A 16,728-nucleotide genomic window follows, 5' to 3' on the forward strand; every position below is an offset into this window, starting at 1 on the left:
CCGGAACCATCAGCGTTTCCACGCGTCCCGCATACCTATCCCGCGGGCGGATTCGCCGGTTCCCCATCAGGAGTATTGCAATGCCCCAGGTCACCATGCGTCAGATGCTGGAAGCCGGCGTCCACTTCGGCCACCAGACCCGCTACTGGAACCCGAAAATGGCTCCGTACATCTTCGGCGCCCGCGGCAAGATCCACATCATCAACCTGGAAAAGACCGTCCCGCTGTTCAACGATGCGATGAACTTCATCTCGTCGGTTGCCCAGAAGCGCGGCACCATCCTGTTCCTGGGCACCAAGCGCAGCGCCCGTGAGTCGATCCGCGAAGAAGCCGAGCGTTGCGGCATGCCGTTCATGAACCAGCGTTGGCTGGGCGGCACCCTGACCAACTTCCGTACCGTCAAGCAGTCGGTTGCCCGCCTGAAGGAACTGGAAGCCGGTGAGTCCGACGGCACCTTCGAGAAGCTGGTCAAGCACGAAGTGCTGGGCCTGCGTCGCGAGCGCGACAAGCTGGAAGCCTCGCTGGGCGGCATCAAGGACATGAACCGTCTGCCGGACGCGATCTTCGTCATCGATATCGGCCACGAAGACATCGCCATCAAGGAAGCCAAGAAGCTCGGCATCCCGGTGATCGCCGTCGTCGATACCAACTACAACCCGGAGCTGGTGGATTACGCGATCCCGGGCAACGACGACGCCATCCGTGCCGTGCAGCTGTACGCACGCGCTGCTGCTGACGCCGTGCTGGAAGGCAAGGCTGCTGCACCGCACGCTGCCACCGTCCGTGAAGAAGAGTTCGCCGACGCTGCTGCCGAAGAAGGCAAGCCGGCTCGCCGCGCTCCGGCCAAGAAGGCTGCTGCCGACAAGGGCGAAGCCCAGGCCTGATCCAGGCCCCGGTGGGCGCATTGCGCCCACCTTTCCTGTCCGCAGCCGATGGCGCGACGACAGGAAACTGTCACACGGGCCGGCCACCATGCCGGCCCAACCCCTTTCTTTCGTGAGGTAATCCCGTGGAAATCACTGCTTCCCTGGTCAAGGAACTGCGCGAGCGCACCGGCGCCGGCATGATGGAATGCAAGAAGGCGCTCACCGAGGCCGGCGGCAACATCGACGCCGCTGCTGAAGCGCTGCGCAAGTCCGGCGCTGCCAAGGCCGACAAGAAGGCTGACCGCGTGGCCGCCGAAGGTCGTCTGGGCCTGGCCCAGGACGGCGGCAAGGCCGTGCTGGTCGAGATCAACTCGGAAACCGACTTCGTCGCCAACGACATCAACTTCAAGAACTTCGTTGATTCCGTCGCTGCCGCTGCCCTGGCATCGGGCGCCACCGACGTGGAAGTGCTGAAGAGCGCCAAGCTGGCCACCGGCGAAACCGTCGAAGAAGCCCGCGCCACCGCCATCCAGAAGCTGGGCGAGAACATCCTCATCCGTCGCCTGGTCAAGCTGGACACCGCCGGCAACGTGGGTTCCTACGTCCACACCAACGGCAAGGTCGGCGTGCTGGTCGACCTGATCGGTGGCGACGCCGAACTGGCTCGCGGCCTGGCCATGCACGTGGCTGCGCTGAAGCCGCCGCACAACAAGGCTGCCGATGTGCCGGCCGAGTTCGTGGAAAAGGAAAAGGAAATCGAACTGGCCAAGATGTCCGAGAAGGACAAGTCCAAGCCGGCCGACATCCTGGAAAAGATCATCAGCGGCAAGATCAACAAGATCGTCAGCGAAGTGACCCTGTACGGCCAGAGCTACGTGCTGGACGGCGACAAGACCGTCGAGCAGGTGGTCAAGGCTGCCGGCGCCGACGTGGCTGGCTTCCAGCTGCTGGTCGTTGGCGAAGGCATCGAGAAGGTGGTGGAAGACTACGCCGCCGAAGTTGCCAAGGCGATGCAGGTCTGATTCCAGCCTCACGGCTGTGATGAAACCAGAAGGAGCCGCGGGAAACCGCGGCTCTTTTTTTGTGCCTGCCCACCTGTGGGCGCCCTTTCTGCGGATGCGCACCGTTGGTGCGCTGCATGTGGGTGCCCATTCCGTGGGTGCGCACACCGGAACCAAGGGTCTTTGCGTTGCGTGCGAATCAAGCCGATACTCGGCATAGGGAACCTGCAGTCACATAACAGGAACGAAAGTCGCGGACTGTGATGCATTCCTAGGTATTCTTGTCCTAATGGAATTGAACGACCCGACATGCCTCCCGAGCTGACAGCTGCACTGGCGCTTTGCCGCAACCTCCCCTCGCCGCCCGGTATTGCCCTGCGCATCATCGAACTGGCCCAGGACCCGGAAGCGGACATCGCAACCGCTGCGGACATCATCGCCATCGACATGGCGTTGAGTGCCCGCATGCTGCGTATCGCCAATTCGCCGCTGTACGCCAGCCGGCGCCGGATCGAGAACCTCGGCCAGGCGCTGACCATGCTCGGGCTGAACGCTACGATCAGCCTCGCCCTGGGCTTCACTGTCACCCAGGGCCTGACCGGCAAAGGCGGCGCCGACCACGACCTGCGCCAACGCGCCTGGAAGCGCAGCATCCTCAGTGCGCTGGCGGCCAGCCAGCTCGGCCAGGCGCGCGGCCTGCGCCGGCTGGAGGAGCTGATGCTGGCCGGACTGCTGCAGGACATGGGCGTGCTGTGCCTGGCCCAGGCCGAATCCGAACGCTACCTGCCGCTGCTGCGCGAAGCGCGCGACAACCCCGACCTGATCGCGCGCGAGCGCCAGGAACTCGGCTGCAGCCACGCCGACGTCGGCGCCTGGGTAGCCGAGGAGTGGGGCCTGCCGCGCTACCTGGTCGACAGCATCCGCCACAGCGAAGACGAAGCTACCGCCGAGAATCCGTTCCAGGCCTGCGTACAGCTGTCTGGCGCCGTTGCCGACATCTGGCTGGATGAAGACGCCGATGCCGCCCGTGAGCGCGCCCTGCAGCAGGTCCACGACAGGCTGGAGTTGGACAGTGCACGCTTCGACCAGGTCCTGGCCCGGATCAGCGAAGCGCTGCCGGACATCGCCAGCCTGTTCGAGAACGGCCTGAATTCGCCGGCCCGCGTGCGCGAGCTGATCGACCACGCGCAGGAGCTGGCCACCCTGCGCAACCTGCGCGAACTGCAGGATGCCGACCAGGCCCGACGCCGCGCCGATGAATTCGAGGCCAGGGCCAAGCGCCTGGCCGACCAGGCCCATCGCGACGCCCTGACCGGCGTCCTCAACCGCCGCCAGCTCGAAGCCGTGCTTGAGCAGGAGTTCCTGCGCGCCGGCCGCCATGGCTGGCCGTTGTCGGTGGCCTTCATCGACCTGGACGATTTCAAGAAGATCAACGACGCCCACGGCCACCTGACCGGTGACGAGGTGCTGCGCGCCTTTGCCGGCAAGCTGCAGGGGCAGCTGCGCAACAGCGACACCGTGGCCCGCTTCGGCGGTGAGGAGTTCGTCGCGCTGCTGCCCAATACCAGTGAATCGGTGGCCCTTGACGTGATCCGCCGGGTGCTGGCCAACATCGTCGCCACCCCGATGGCGGAACTGGAAGGCGGCCCGCTGTTCATCACCTTCTCGGCCGGCGTCGCCACGCAGGGCGGCTACGAGCGTTTTGCCGGCGTGCAGGACCTGCTGCGCGCCGCCGATGACGTGCTCTACCGCTCCAAGAACCTGGGCCGCAACCGGGTCATCGCGCGCTCTCCCGGCGAACTGGGGCATGATGAGCTGTCCGCCACTGCGGGCGCCGAGCTTGGCTGAATGGTGCGCTCCGGATGTACGGGGCACACCGGTATTTTGCGCCGCAGTGCACAAAACGCTTTGGCCGCGCGCCGCTTGCGCGTAGAATCGCCCGCGATTTCCACGCACCCGAGGTCCCTATGTCCAAGCTCGCCTATCGCCGCATCCTGTTGAAACTTTCCGGGGAGGCGCTGATGGGAGATGAGGACTACGGCATCGACCCCAAGATCATCAATCGCCTGGCCCGTGAAGTCGTCGAGGCCCAGCAGGCCGGCGCCGAAGTCGCCCTGGTCATCGGCGGTGGCAACATCTTCCGCGGTGCAGGCCTGGCCGCTGGCGGCATGGACCGCGTCACCGGCGACCAGATGGGCATGCTGGCCACGGTCATCAATGCTCTGGCCATGCAGGATGCGCTGGAAAAAGTGGGCGCCAAGGCCCGCGTGATGAGCGCGATCAAGATCAACGACGTGTGCGAGGACTACATCCGCCGCCGCGCCATCCGCCATCTGGAAAAGGGCCGCCTGGTGATCTTCGCCGCGGGCGTCGGCAGCCCGTTCTTCACCACCGACTCGGGCGCTGCCCTGCGCGCGATCGAGATCGGCGCCGACCTGCTGCTGAAGGCCACCAAGGTCGACGGCGTGTACGACAAGGATCCGAACAAGTACAGCGACGCCGTCCGCTTCGACAGCCTGAGCTACGACGAAGTGATCCGCCGTGGGCTGGAAGTGATGGATACCGCCGCCTTCGCCCTGGCCCGCGACAGCGACCTGCCGATGCGCGTGTTCGACATGGGCCAGCCGGGCGAACTGCTGAAGATCCTGCACGGCGAGAACATCGGCACCCTCGTCCAGGGCCGCGACCCGGCCTGAGGCTGAGCGCAAGGCGACCTCCGGGCCGATTCAGGCCCGGCGGCGTCCCGTATTCGCCTATAATCGCCCGATTCCAGTTACATCCAGGACCCTGGCGATGCTCAACGACATCAAGAACAACGCGCAGACGCGCATGGCCAAGAGCATCGACGCTCTTAAGCACACCCTCACCTCGATCCGCACCGGCCGCGCAACGCCGGCCCTGCTGGACCGCGTCACGGTCAATGCTTACGGCAACGCCAGCACGCCGCTGAATCAGGTTGCGTCCATTTCCAACCCCGACGCCCACTCCCTGCTGGTCACGCCCTTCGACAAGAGCATGATCAAGGAGATCGAGAAGGGCCTGTACAACATCGAGCTGACCCCGAACACCATCGGCACCTCGATCCGCGTCAACCTGCCGCCGCCGACTGAAGAGCGCCGCAAGGAACTGGCCAAGCAGGTACAGAAGGAAGGCGAAGGCGCCAAGATCGCCGTGCGCAACATCCGTCAGGATGCGAACAAGGAAGTCGCCAAGCTGCTGAAGGACAAGGTCATCAGCGAAGACGAGAAGAAGCGCGGCGAAGACGATATCCAGAAGTTGACCGATGCCAACATCAAGGATATCGACAAGGTCGTCGCCGACAAGGAAAAGGAACTGATGTCGGTCTGAAGTCGATGCCTTCAGTCCCGCCCCCCCTGCCGGCCGCCCTGCCGCGCCACGTCGCCATCATCATGGATGGCAACGGGCGTTGGGCACAGCAGCGCCGTCGCCCCCGCGTGATCGGCCATCGTGCCGGCGCGCGCGCGGTCAACCGCACCATCGAGCGCTGCCTGGAACTGGGCATTCCGGCGCTGACCCTGTTCGCGTTTTCCAGCGAGAACTGGGGCCGGCCGCAGGAAGAAGTCGATGCGTTGATGAAGCTGTTCCTCGGCGCGCTCGACCGCGAAGTGGACGAGCTGCATCGGCGCGGCGTGCGCGTGCGTTTCATCGGCGAACGCGAGCGCTTCGGTGCTGCCCTGGTCAGCCGCATGCAGCTGGCCGAACAGCGCACCGCCGACAACCGCGCCCTGACCCTGTCGATCGCCGCCAGCTATGGTGGCCGTCAGGACATCGCCCGTGCCGCACGCGCACTGGCCGTTGAAGTGGCCGCCGGCCGCCTGCTTCCCGAGCAGATCGACGAATCCCTGCTGGGGCGACAGGTGGCTCTGGCCGACCTGCCGCCACCGGACCTGTTCATCCGCACCGGCGGCGATACCCGCATCAGCAATTTCCTGCTGTGGCAGCTGGCGTATACCGAGCTGTGGTTCACCGAAGCGCTGTGGCCGGATTTCGACGCCGCGCAGCTGCAGTTGGCGCTGGATGCCTACGCCAGCCGCGAGCGCCGCTTCGGCCTGACCAGCGCCCAGATCGCAGCCCTGGCCACCGAGACGTCCAGCCCATGACCAAGACCCGAGTCCTCGCCGCGCTGATCATGGCGCCGGTCGCCATTGCTGCGATCCTGTTGCTGCCCACGCAGTGGCTGGCCGCCGCCGCCGCTGCCGTGCTGCTGATAGGCCTGTGGGAATGGCTGAAACTGGCCGATGTCGAAGACACCCTCGCCCGCACCGTGCTGCTGGTCCTCAACCTGCTGCTGATGGTGCTGCTGGTGTGGGCTGATGCCGGCACCCTGGTGCTGTTCCAGATCGCGACCCTGGTGGGCGTGGCCTGGTGGCTGGGCGCGCTGGTGTGGCTGCGCTTCTTCAACTTCGGCGCGCAACCCGGCAGTCCGGCGCGCATCCTCAAGCTGCTGGCCGGCACCCTGGCGATCGTGCCGGCGTGGGCGGCGCTGGTACTGATCCATGCCGGCGGCGACCCGCCGGGCCATCAGGGCCACCTGTGGCTGCTGGCCGCGCTGGCGCTGGTCTGGGCCGCTGATTCGGGCGCTTACTTCGCTGGCCGTCACTTCGGCAAGCACAAGCTGGCACCGCGGATCAGCCCGAACAAGACCTGGGAAGGCCTCGTCGGTGGACTGATCGCCGGTGTTGCGGTGGCCGTCGGCCTGGGCTGGCTGGCCGGCATCGATGCCGCGCACCTGCCGGGCCTGCTGGTCACTTCAGTGGTGGCCGTGTTCGCCTCGGTACTGGGCGACCTGTTTGAAAGCCTGATCAAGCGCCATGCCGGCGCCAAGGATTCAGGCCACCTGATCCCCGGCCACGGCGGCGTGCTCGACCGCGTCGACGGCGTGCTGGCGGCCATCCCGGTGTTCGCACTGGGCAAGGAAATCTTCGGGTTCTGACCATGGATGCTGCTGCAGACCTGCGCCGGGTCGCCGTGTTCGGCGCCACCGGTTCGATTGGTGCCTCCACGCTTGACGTGATCGCCCGCCATCCGCTGCGTTACCAGGCCACCGTGCTCGCCGCCGGCCGCCAGGTACAGGCGCTGCTGGCCCTGTGCCGGCAGCATCGGCCCGCGCATGCGGTGATCGCCGATGAAACCCTGTATGCCGAACTGCGGGACGGCCTGCGCGATGCCGGCCTGGCCACCCTGGCCCACGCCGGCCATGCCGCGCTGGACCAGCTGGCCGCCAGCGACGCCTGCGACACCGTGGTTGCCGCGATCGTCGGCGCCGCCGGCCTGTCCTCGACCCTGGCCGCCGCCGCGTCCGGCAAACGCATCCTGCTGGCCAACAAGGAATCACTGGTACTGGCCGGCGAACTGCTGACCCGTACCGCCGAGCGTGCCGGCGCCGAGATCATCCCGATCGACAGCGAGCACAGTGCGATCTTCCAGTGCCTGCGTTCACGTGATGCCAGCCTCGACGGTGCCGGCGTGCGCCGCATCCTGCTGACCGCCTCGGGTGGACCGTTCCGCGGGCGCAGCCGCGCCGAACTGCAGCAGGTCACCCCGGCCCAGGCCGTGGCGCACCCGAAGTGGTCGATGGGGCCGAAGATCTCGGTCGATTCGGCGACGTTGATGAACAAAGGCCTGGAAGTGATCGAGGCCCACCATCTGTTCGGCATCCCCGGCGAGCGCATCGAGGTGCTGGTGCACCCGCAGAGCCTGGTGCATTCGCTGGTGGAGTTCGTTGACGGCTCCACGCTGGCGCAGATGGGCCTGCCGGACATGCGCACCACCCTGGCGGTGGGCCTGGGCTGGCCGCAACGGATCGAATCGGGCGTGTCGGGGCTGGATCTGCTGAGCCAGGGCCGGCTGGATTTCGAGGCCCCCGACACCGACGCGTTCCCCTGCCTGGCCCTTGCATGGCAGGCGATGCGCGCCGGCGGTACCGCCCCGGCCGTGCTGAACGCCGCCAACGAAGAGGCTGTTTCAGCGTTTCTTCAGGGCCGCATAGGCTTCCTGACCATTCCGACGCTGGTTGCTAACGCTCTTTCAACACTGCCGACCGAACCAGCCGATACACTTGAGGTCCTGTTGTCCGCCGACCAGCGGGCCCGCCAGCTGACCCTGAACGCCATCGCCGCCACCTGAACAGCGCACCCATCCCGTATGACGCCGCCGCCCGTGTCCGCCAATGTGAACCTGCATGACTGACTTCATCGGATCGGTCTGGTGGATGATCGTCAGCCTTGGGCTGCTGGTCACCTTCCACGAATTCGGGCATTACTGGGTCGGCCGCCTGTGCGGGGTCAAGGTGCTGCGCTTCTCGGTCGGCTTCGGCCGCCCGCTGTGGTCGCGCCGCGACCGCCACGGCACCGAGTTCGCCATCGCCGCCATCCCGCTGGGCGGCTACGTGAAATTCCTCGACGAACGCGAAGTCGAGGTGCATCCGCACGAGCGCGGCCAGGCCTTCAACCACAAGACCGTGTGGCAGCGCATCGCCATCGTGGCGGCGGGCCCGATCGCCAACCTGCTGCTGTGCATCCTGCTGCTGTGGGCGATGTTCGTGATCGGCAAGCAGGACTATTCCGCCACCGTCGGCCGCGCTACCGGCATGGCCGCCACGGCCGGGCTCGGCAGTGGCGATCGCCTGCTGAGCGTGGACGGCCGCGATGTGATCACCCTGGGTGAGGCCAGCATGGCCCTGACCGCGGCGGCGATGGACCGCCGCGACGTGACGCTGGAGGTTCTCGACCCCGCAGACCAGCTGCGCTCGCGCACCCTGCCGCTGTCGCAGCTGCCGGCTGGTTTCGATGAACGCCGGGTCCCCATCCTGGCCGGCGTGTACTGGCGTGCATGGCTGCAGCCGCCGCTGGTGGACAGCATCGTGAAGGGTTCGGCTGCGGAGGGTCACCTGCAACCCGGCGATCTGATCGTGGCGATCGACGGCCAGCGCATCGACAGCGTCGAGCAGGCCATCAGCGAAGTGGGCAGCCTCGGCCGCCGCGGTGGCCCGGCGATGATCGAGGTACTGCGTGGTGGCGAGCGCCTGGCGCTGGAGATCACCCCGCGCCAGGGCAAGGACGGCAAGGGCCAGCCCACCTGGCAGATCGGCGCGGGCTTTGCCCAGAGCTACAGCCCCGCCTATGACACCCTGCTCAAGTTCGGCCCGCTACAGTCGGTGACGGTGGCGGTGCGTGAAACCGGCAGGATGGCCGCCGATTCGCTGGCCATGATGGGCCGGATCGTCACCGGCAAAGCCTCGCTGCAGAACGTTTCCGGCCCGGTCACCATTGCCCGGGTCGCCAATATTTCGGCCAAGCGTGGCGTGGATTGGTTCATCCAGTTCCTCGCCCTGCTGTCGCTGAGCCTGTGCATCATCAACCTGCTGCCGATCCCCATCTTGGACGGCGGCCACCTGCTGTATTACCTTATCGAGTTGGTCAAGGGCAGCCCGCTGAGCGAGCGTGCCGTCGCCGCCGGCCAATACATCGGCCTGGCGTTGCTGGCCGGGCTGATGGGATTGGCGTTCTACAACGACATCCTCGGCCTGGTCCCGCGATGAACTTTTCCATGTTTTTGCCGTCTACAGCGTCGGCATCCCTTACCAATGAAATCGACCTTCCTACCGGACGTGACATGACGCGACTCCCCAATCGCCGCCTGCTGGCCCTCGCCCTCGCCGCCGTCACCGGCGCTCCCGCCCTGGCCCAGGCAGCCGAGCCCTTCACTGTCAGCGACATCCGCGTCGACGGCCTGCAGCGCATCAGCTCCGGTACGGTGTTCACCTACCTGCCGGTCGAGCGTGGCGAAACCGTCACCGACAGCAAGGTCGGCGAGACCATCCGCGCCCTGTACAAGACCGGCTTCTTCGAAGACGTGCAGCTGGATCGCCAGGGCAGCATCCTGGTGGTGACCGTCAAGGAACGTCCGGCGATCAACAAGCTGACCGTCACCGGCAACAAGGACATCAAGTCCGACCAGCTGCTCAAGGGCCTGTCCGACATCGGCCTGACCGAAGGCGGCACCTTCGATCGCCTGAGCCTGGACCGCGTGACCCAGGAACTTCGCCGTCAGTACAACGACCGTGGCAAATACACCGTGGACATCACCCCGACGGTGAGTCCGCTGGACCGCAACCGTGTCGACATCGCCATCGCGATCAAGGAAGGCAAGGCGGCCAAGATCCGCCACGTCAACATCGTCGGCACCGAGAAGTACGACAGCAAGGACATCCTGGAATACTGGGAGTCCAAGGAGCACAACTGGGCGTCGTGGTACCGCCGTGACGACCAGTACTCCAAGGAAAAGCTGTCCGGCGACCTGGAGAAGCTGAATTCCTGGTACCTGGACCGCGGCTATGTCGACTTCAGCATCGACTCGACGCAGGTGTCGATCAGCCCCGACAAGCGCGACATGTTCATCACCGCCGGCGTGACCGAAGGTGACCAGTACAAGATCTCCGAGATCAAGGTCAGCGGCGATACGATCCTGCCGCAGGAAGACGTCGAGCGCATGGTCGTGCAGAAGTCCGGCGACACGTTCTCGCGTGCGCTGCTGGAATTCAGCTCCGACTCGATCACCAACTCGCTGTCCAACATCGGTTACGCCTTCGCCAAGGTGAACCCGATTCCGACCACCAACCGCGCCGAGCAGACCGTGGCGGTCAACATGCAGGTCGTGCCCGGCCCGCGCGTGACCGTCCGCCGCATCATCTTCAAGGGCAATACCCGCACCTCCGACGAGGTGATGCGTCGCGAAATGCGCCAGTTCGAGAACAGCTGGTACTCGCAGGCCGCGATCGACCGTTCCAAGATCCGCCTGCAGCGCCTGGGCTACTTCGAAGCGGTGGAAGTGGAAACCCCGCCCGTCAGCGGCAGCAACGACCAGGTCGACGTCGTCTACAACGTCAAGGAAACCACCTCGGGCAGCTTCGTGTTCGGCCTGGGCTATTCGCAGTCCTACGGCATGACCACCTCGGTGCAGCTGTCGCAGAACAACTTCCTCGGCGGCGGCAACCGCGTGTCGGTCGAAGCCTCGCGCAGCAGCTACCTGCAGCGCTACGGCTTCAGCTACACCAACCCGTACTTCACCGATGACGGCGTCTCGCTGGGCTACAACCTGTCCTGGCGCGAACTGGACTACTCCGACTTCAACACCGCGCAGTACAACAGCACCAATGGTTCGGCGCAGGTGGTGTTCGGCGTGCCGATCACCGAGACCGACACCGTCTCGCTGATGTTCGGCATCGACAGCAACCAGATCACCACCTACCCGGGCTCGACCCCGCAGTCGATCATCGACTACATCAATGTGCTGGGCAGCAAGACCTTCCACGCGTGGCGCACGGAGCTGGGTTGGGCGCGCGACTCGCGCAACGACTACTTCATGCCGACCCGTGGTACCTACCAGCGTGTGGGCCTGGAAACCACCCTGCCCGGCTCGACCGTCGAGTACTACAAGCTGAATTACCAGATCAGCAAGTACTGGCCGATCATCCCCTCGCTGGTGATCAACACCCGCGCGGAAGTCGGCTACGGCGACAGCTACGGCAACGACAAGACCGCGATGGTGCCGGACAAGGACGGCAACCTGCGCTCGGTGACCGCCTCCGGCCTGCCGTTCTACGAGAACTTCTACGCCGGTGGTACCAACTCGGTGCGTGGTTTCGAGGACAACACCCTCGGCCCGCGTGAAGTCACCAGCGGTTACCCGAACGGCCAGCCGCTGGGTGGTTCGCTGAAGACCGTCGGTTCGGTCGAAGCCTACTTCCCGCGCCTGTTCGACAGCCCGTCGGCCCGTGTGTCGGCCTTCGTGGACTTCGGCAACGTCTACAACGGTACCGACAACTTCAAGGCCAACGAGCTGCGCGTGTCCACCGGTGTGGCTCTGCTGTGGCGCGCCCCGGTCGGCCCGATCTCGATCAGCTATGCGTTCCCGCTGAAGAAGAAGGACGGCGACGAAATCGAACGCCTGCAATTCACGTTCGGTGGCCAGTTCTGAGGAACGACGTTCCTCAGAACTGATCCACCTCCGGTGAATTGCCCGCGCATTTCACCTATCCCCCGCGCCGCTGGCGCGCCCCCCTTAACAGAAGGGGGGCTCTCCACCAGACGGGTCTCGAATCGCCGGGCATTGCCCGGCGTTTTCGTTTGGAAGGGCTGGCGGAAGCGAGCGCTCCGCTTTTGATCTTTCCTGTTTTTCCGTGGCTGGCACTCGCGCCACGCCGTCGGAGGGCGGATGGGTGGGGCCTGCGAGGGTGTGAGCCGCATGGATGCGGCGACCAAGGCTACATGGACGTACTTGCGCCGTCCCTCGCGGGCCCCACCCGTCCGACCCAGCCCACGGGCCTGACTCTGCCAGCCACGAGGGGCCCCGCCGTTGGCCGCAGAACCGCCCCGCATGACCGCAATGGCGTCACACGTTAAACTCCCGCCGTGAATACTCCTACCTACACCGCCCAGCAACTCGCCGATCAGTTCGGCCTGCAGGTCCATGGCGACCCGAGCACCGCCATCCATGGCGTGGCCACCCTCGCCCATGCCGGTGCCGGCCAGCTGACCTTCCTCGCCAACCCGCGCTACCGCGCCCAGCTGGCCGACAGCCAGGCCGGCATCGTCGTGCTGCGCGCCGAGGATGCCGACGCGGCTCCCGGCACCGCGCTGGTTGCCAAGGACCCTTACACCACCTTTGCCAAGATCGGCGCGCTGTTCGACATCGCCCCGACCCGCCCGCCCGGCATCCACCCCAGCGCAGTGATCGATCCGCAGGCGCAGGTCGCCGCCAGCGCCCACATCGGCCCGTTCGTCACCATCGGCGCACGCAGCGTCATCGGCGACAACTGCATCATCGGCGCCGGCAGCATCATCGGCGAAGACTGCACCCTCGACAGCGGCTGCGAGCTGATCGCCCGCGTCACCCTGGTCACCCGCGTCAAGCTGGGCAAGCGCGTGCGCATCCATCCCGGCGCCGTGCTGGGCGCCGATGGCTTCGGCCTGGCCATGGACGCTGGCAAATGGATCAAGGTGCCGCAGCTTGGCGGCGTGCGCATCGGCGACGACTGCGAGATCGGCGCCAACACCTGTGTCGACCGTGGCGCGCTGGAAGACACCGTGCTGGCCGAGGACGTTCGCCTGGACAACCTGGTGCAGATCGCGCACAACGTGCAGATCGGCGCCCACTCGGCCATCGCGGGCTGCACCGGCATTGCCGGCAGCGCCAAGATCGGCCGTTACTGCCTGCTCGGCGGCGCCGTTGGCGTCGTCGGTCATCTCGAAATCTGCGACAAGGTCGTGATCACCGGCAAATCGGTGGTCCGCAACTCCATCACCGAGCCGGGCGAGTATTCCTCCGGCACGCCCCTGACCGACAACCGCACGTGGCGCAAAAACGCCGCGCGCTTCAAGCAGCTTGATGCACTGGCCCGTCGCATCCTGTCTGTGAGCAAGGAGAAAGAATGAGCCAGCCCCAGACCCTGCCGGACATGGCGCAGATCCAGACGCTGCTTCCGCACCGCTACCCGTTCCTGCTGGTGGACAAGGTGGTGTCGATCGACTACGAGAAGCGCACGATCGTCGCGACCAAGAACGTCAGCATCAACGAGCCGTTCTTCCAGGGCCACTTCCCGGGCCAGCCGATCATGCCCGGCGTGCTGATCATCGAAGCCATGGCCCAGGCCGGTGGCGTGCTGACCCAGCTCACCCTGGGCCGCGATGCGCAGTCCAAGCTGTTCTACATGGTCAAGGTCGACAAGGCCCGCTTCACCAAGCAGGTGGTGCCGGGTGACGTGCTGGAGATGCACGTGGAGATCAAGCGCGTGATCCGCAACATGGCCGTGTACGACTGCGTGGCCAAGGTCGACGGCGAAGTCGTCGCCTGCGCCGAGGTGCTGTGCGCCGGCACCCGCGAATGACCCTGGCTGGAGGCCCGAGATGAGCGACAACGCCCCCCTGATCCATCCCACTGCCGTGATCGATCCGTCGGCGCGCCTGGCCGACGATGTCCGCGTGGGCGCGTTCACGATCATCGGCCCGGACGTCGAGATCGGCGCCGGCACCCAGGTCGGTCCGCACTGCAGCATCCATGGTCCGACCCGGATCGGCCGCGACAATCGCTTCATCGGCCACGTCGCGGTCGGCGGCGAACCGCAGGACAAGAAGTATGCCGGTGAACGCACCGAACTGGTGATCGGCGACCGCAACGTGTTCCGCGAGTTCGTCACCCTCAACCGTGGCACTGGTGGCGGCGGCGGCATCACCACCATCGGCGATGACAACTGGATGCTGGCCTACACGCACGTGGCCCACGATTGCCACGTCGGCAACTTCTGCGTGTTCTCCAACAACACCACGCTGGCCGGACACGTGACCGTGGGTGACTACGTGATCATCAGCGGCTTCGCCGGCGCCCATCAGTTCTGCCGCATCGGTGCGCATGCCTTCCTCGGCATGGGCGCGCTGACCAATGGCGACGTGCCCCCGTTCACCATGGTCGGCACCGACTCGCTGGGCCGCCCGCGCGGCATCAACAGCGAGGGCCTGAAGCGACGCGGTTTCGACCCCGAGCGCATCACCGCCATCAAGCGTGCCTACCGCACGCTGTACGTGGCGGGCCTGCCGCTGGCCGAAGCCAAGGCGCAGCTGGCCGAGCAGGCGCAGGACAGCGACGACGTCAAGTCGATGCTGGACTTCATCGAACACACCGAGAGGCACCTGCTGCGATGAGCAGCGCGACCGGCCAGGCGCCGGCCGGCGCCGAGGTGATTTCGCTGGCCTCGATGGCCGGCAGCGTGCCTGCACACCGGGTGCTGAGTGATCGCCCGTTGCGGATCGCGCTGGTCGCCGGTGAAGCCTCCGGCGACCTGCTCGGTGCGGGCCTGATACGCGAACTGAAGGCCCGCTTCCCGCATGCCGAATTCGCCGGCATCGGCGGCGATGCGATGCGCAGCGCCGGCTGCCAGACCTGGCACGATGCCAGCGAACTGGCGGTGATGGGCCTGACCGAAGTCCTGCGCCATCTGCCACGCCTGCTCAAGCTGCGTTCGGCGTTCCGCCAGCGTGCGCTGGAGTGGCAACCGGACGTGTTCGTCGGCATCGACGCGCCCGATTTCAATCTGGGCATCGAACGCTGGCTGAAACAGCGTGGCGTGCGCACCGTGCACTACGTCAGCCCTTCGGTATGGGCATGGCGCGAGAAGCGCGCCGAGAAGATCGGCAGCAGCGCCGACCTGGTGCTGTGCCTGTTTCCGATGGAACCGCCGATCTACGCCAAGCACGGCATCGACGCGCGCTTCGTCGGCCATCCGATGGCCGATGACATCCCGCTGCACGTCGACCGTGAAGCGGCCCGGATCGAACTTGGCCTGCCCGCCTCGGCCAAGGTGCTGGCCGTACTTCCCGGCAGCCGCCTGGGCGAGATCTCCAAGCTCGGCGAAGCCTTTTTCGAGGCTGCCTGGCAGGTGTCCGAGCGCATTCCCGGCCTGCACGTGGTGGTCCCGGCGGCCAACGCAGCCTGCCGTCGCCTGATCGAAGAGCAGCTGTCACGCTCGGCACTGCCGGTGGCCTACTCGCATGTACTGGACGGCCAGGCGCGCAACGCGATGATCGCCGCCGACGTGGTGGTGCTGGCCTCCGGCACCGCCACCCTGGAAGCGATGCTGGTGAAGCGGCCGATGGTCGTCGGCTACCGGGTCAACGAACTGACCTACCGCCTGGTGAAGGCGCTGGGGTTGATCAAGGTCGACCGCTTCGCCCTGCCCAACATCCTTGCCGGTCAGGACCTGGCGCCAGAACTGATGCAGCACGACTGCACGCCGGAGAAACTGGCCGCCGCTGTCCAGCAGTGGTTCGACCACCCGCAGCGGATCGCCGACCTGCAGGGCACCTACACACGCCTGCATGAACGCCTGCGCCGCAACGCATCGGCGCGTGCAGCCGATGCTGTCGGCGAACTACTGGTCCGCGGCCAGGAAAAAGCATGAGCCGTCGCCATGCCGCGGCCGCCAGCCTGGCCCTGTTTGACGGTGCTGCGGTGATCGACCCCGGCCACCGCATCGCCGGTGTCGACGAAGCCGGTCGGGGACCACTGGCTGGCCCAGTGGCGGTGGCAGCGGTGGTGTTCGATCCGCAGCGGCCACGACTGAACGGCCTGGATGATTCCAAGCAGCTGACCGCGGCCCGCCGCGAGCAGCTGCATGACCGCATCCTCGACCGCGCTCTGGCCTGGCACGTGGTGCTGGTGGACGTGGAAGCCATTGATCGCCTGAACATCTATCAAGCCACGCTGCAGGGCATGCGCGATGTCGTCGCGGCGGTGGCCCACGTGGCCGGCTTCGCCCGCATTGATGGCAACGTGGTGCCCAAGGGGTTGGTGCTGCCGGCGCAGGCGCTGGTCGGCGGCGATGGCATCGACCGGGCGATCATGGCGGCCTCGATCTTGGCCAAGGTCTCGCGCGACCGCTACATGCTGGACCTGCACGCACGCCACCCGCAGTACGGCTTCGACCAGCACAAGGGCTACGGCACCCCGGCGCATCTGGCCGCCCTGCGTGAACACGGCCCGTGCGCGGAGCACCGGCGCAGTTTCGCCCCGGTGCGCGAGTGCTTGGAAGCGCCGGCTGTCGCGGCCATCGCCTGAGCCTGCTGGAGTTGTAGAGCCGAGCCCATGCTCGGCTGTCCACAGCAGCCGAGCATGGGCTCGGCTCTACAGAAGGCGGCCTCCCGCACGCCTGAATCCGGCGCCACGCCGTGCCCCTGTCAAGCCTTGTGGCAACCCCCTGCCCTCGCTACCCTGACCGGGCACTCCAGCGCTTCCCGACCCCGGCGACGATTCCCGCGTCTGCACCCGGGGCCTGCGCGCTCCAACCT

Annotated in this window: 15 protein-coding genes; all 15 read left to right on the plus strand. The window is 66.3% G+C overall.

Going from position 1 to position 16,728, the window contains the following annotated elements; genetic code table 11:
* Nucleotides 1–80 precede the first annotated feature (80 nt).
* The 15 genes from rpsB to CR919_RS19545 all read left to right on the plus strand — a co-directional run bounded on the left by rpsB (nucleotide 81) and on the right by CR919_RS19545 (nucleotide 16,498).
* Entirely contained in the window at nucleotides 81–884 is an 804-nt protein-coding gene (rpsB, locus tag CR919_RS19475; RefSeq protein ID WP_099821427.1) for a 30S ribosomal protein S2, read from the plus strand.
* Nucleotides 885–1,009: 125 nt separating this feature from the next.
* Complete coding sequence (tsf, locus tag CR919_RS19480) at nucleotides 1,010–1,888, plus strand: translation elongation factor Ts (RefSeq protein ID WP_099821428.1); 879 nt, start codon at nucleotides 1,010–1,012, stop codon at nucleotides 1,886–1,888.
* A gap of 288 nt (nucleotides 1,889–2,176) precedes the next feature.
* Nucleotides 2,177–3,715, plus strand: a complete 1,539-nt coding sequence (locus CR919_RS19485) for a GGDEF domain-containing protein (protein ID WP_099821429.1) — start codon at nucleotides 2,177–2,179, stop codon at nucleotides 3,713–3,715.
* 119 nt (nucleotides 3,716–3,834) lie between these two features.
* The gene (gene pyrH, locus CR919_RS19490; RefSeq protein WP_025877663.1) at nucleotides 3,835–4,563 is read left to right on the plus strand and encodes a UMP kinase; all 729 of its coding nucleotides are present in this window, start codon (nucleotides 3,835–3,837) and stop codon (nucleotides 4,561–4,563) included.
* A gap of 97 nt (nucleotides 4,564–4,660) precedes the next feature.
* Nucleotides 4,661–5,215: a ribosome recycling factor gene (gene frr / locus CR919_RS19495; protein WP_099821430.1), complete on the plus strand. Its 555-nt coding sequence runs from the start codon at nucleotides 4,661–4,663 to the stop codon at nucleotides 5,213–5,215.
* A 5-nt stretch (nucleotides 5,216–5,220) separates the two neighbouring features.
* The gene (gene uppS, locus CR919_RS19500; RefSeq protein WP_089239843.1) at nucleotides 5,221–5,988 is read left to right on the plus strand and encodes a polyprenyl diphosphate synthase; all 768 of its coding nucleotides are present in this window, start codon (nucleotides 5,221–5,223) and stop codon (nucleotides 5,986–5,988) included.
* Complete coding sequence (locus CR919_RS19505; protein ID WP_099821431.1) at nucleotides 5,985–6,821, plus strand: phosphatidate cytidylyltransferase; 837 nt, start codon at nucleotides 5,985–5,987, stop codon at nucleotides 6,819–6,821. Before uppS ends, CR919_RS19505 begins: the two co-directional genes overlap by 4 nt.
* Before the next feature lie 2 nt (nucleotides 6,822–6,823).
* Nucleotides 6,824–8,014, plus strand: coding sequence for a 1-deoxy-D-xylulose-5-phosphate reductoisomerase (dxr, locus tag CR919_RS19510; RefSeq protein WP_099821432.1), 1,191 nt, complete (start codon nucleotides 6,824–6,826; stop codon nucleotides 8,012–8,014).
* A gap of 55 nt (nucleotides 8,015–8,069) precedes the next feature.
* Entirely contained in the window at nucleotides 8,070–9,428 is a 1,359-nt protein-coding gene (gene rseP, locus CR919_RS19515; protein ID WP_099821433.1) for an RIP metalloprotease RseP, read from the plus strand.
* 74 nt (nucleotides 9,429–9,502) lie between these two features.
* Nucleotides 9,503–11,866, plus strand: coding sequence for an outer membrane protein assembly factor BamA (bamA, locus tag CR919_RS19520; protein ID WP_099821434.1), 2,364 nt, complete (start codon nucleotides 9,503–9,505; stop codon nucleotides 11,864–11,866).
* 434 nt (nucleotides 11,867–12,300) lie between these two features.
* The gene (gene lpxD / locus CR919_RS19525; protein WP_099821435.1) at nucleotides 12,301–13,323 is read left to right on the plus strand and encodes a UDP-3-O-(3-hydroxymyristoyl)glucosamine N-acyltransferase; all 1,023 of its coding nucleotides are present in this window, start codon (nucleotides 12,301–12,303) and stop codon (nucleotides 13,321–13,323) included.
* Nucleotides 13,320–13,775 (plus strand): 3-hydroxyacyl-ACP dehydratase FabZ, encoded by a 456-nt coding sequence (gene fabZ, locus CR919_RS19530; protein ID WP_089239833.1) that lies wholly within the window; start codon nucleotides 13,320–13,322, stop codon nucleotides 13,773–13,775. Before lpxD ends, fabZ begins: the two co-directional genes overlap by 4 nt.
* Nucleotides 13,776–13,794: 19 nt before the next feature.
* Nucleotides 13,795–14,586, plus strand: a complete 792-nt coding sequence (gene lpxA / locus CR919_RS19535) for an acyl-ACP--UDP-N-acetylglucosamine O-acyltransferase (RefSeq protein ID WP_099821436.1) — start codon at nucleotides 13,795–13,797, stop codon at nucleotides 14,584–14,586.
* 53 nt (nucleotides 14,587–14,639) lie between these two features.
* Complete coding sequence (gene lpxB / locus CR919_RS19540; RefSeq protein WP_243380350.1) at nucleotides 14,640–15,842, plus strand: lipid-A-disaccharide synthase; 1,203 nt, start codon at nucleotides 14,640–14,642, stop codon at nucleotides 15,840–15,842.
* A complete protein-coding gene (locus CR919_RS19545; protein ID WP_089239827.1) occupies nucleotides 15,839–16,498 on the plus strand; it encodes a ribonuclease HII in 660 nt (219 codons plus the stop codon). Before lpxB ends, CR919_RS19545 begins: the two co-directional genes overlap by 4 nt.
* Nucleotides 16,499–16,728: the final 230 nt, after the last annotated feature.

Source organism: Stenotrophomonas sp. LMG 10879 (genome assembly GCF_002750935.1).
Lineage (GTDB): Bacteria > Pseudomonadota > Gammaproteobacteria > Xanthomonadales > Xanthomonadaceae > Stenotrophomonas > Stenotrophomonas lactitubi_B.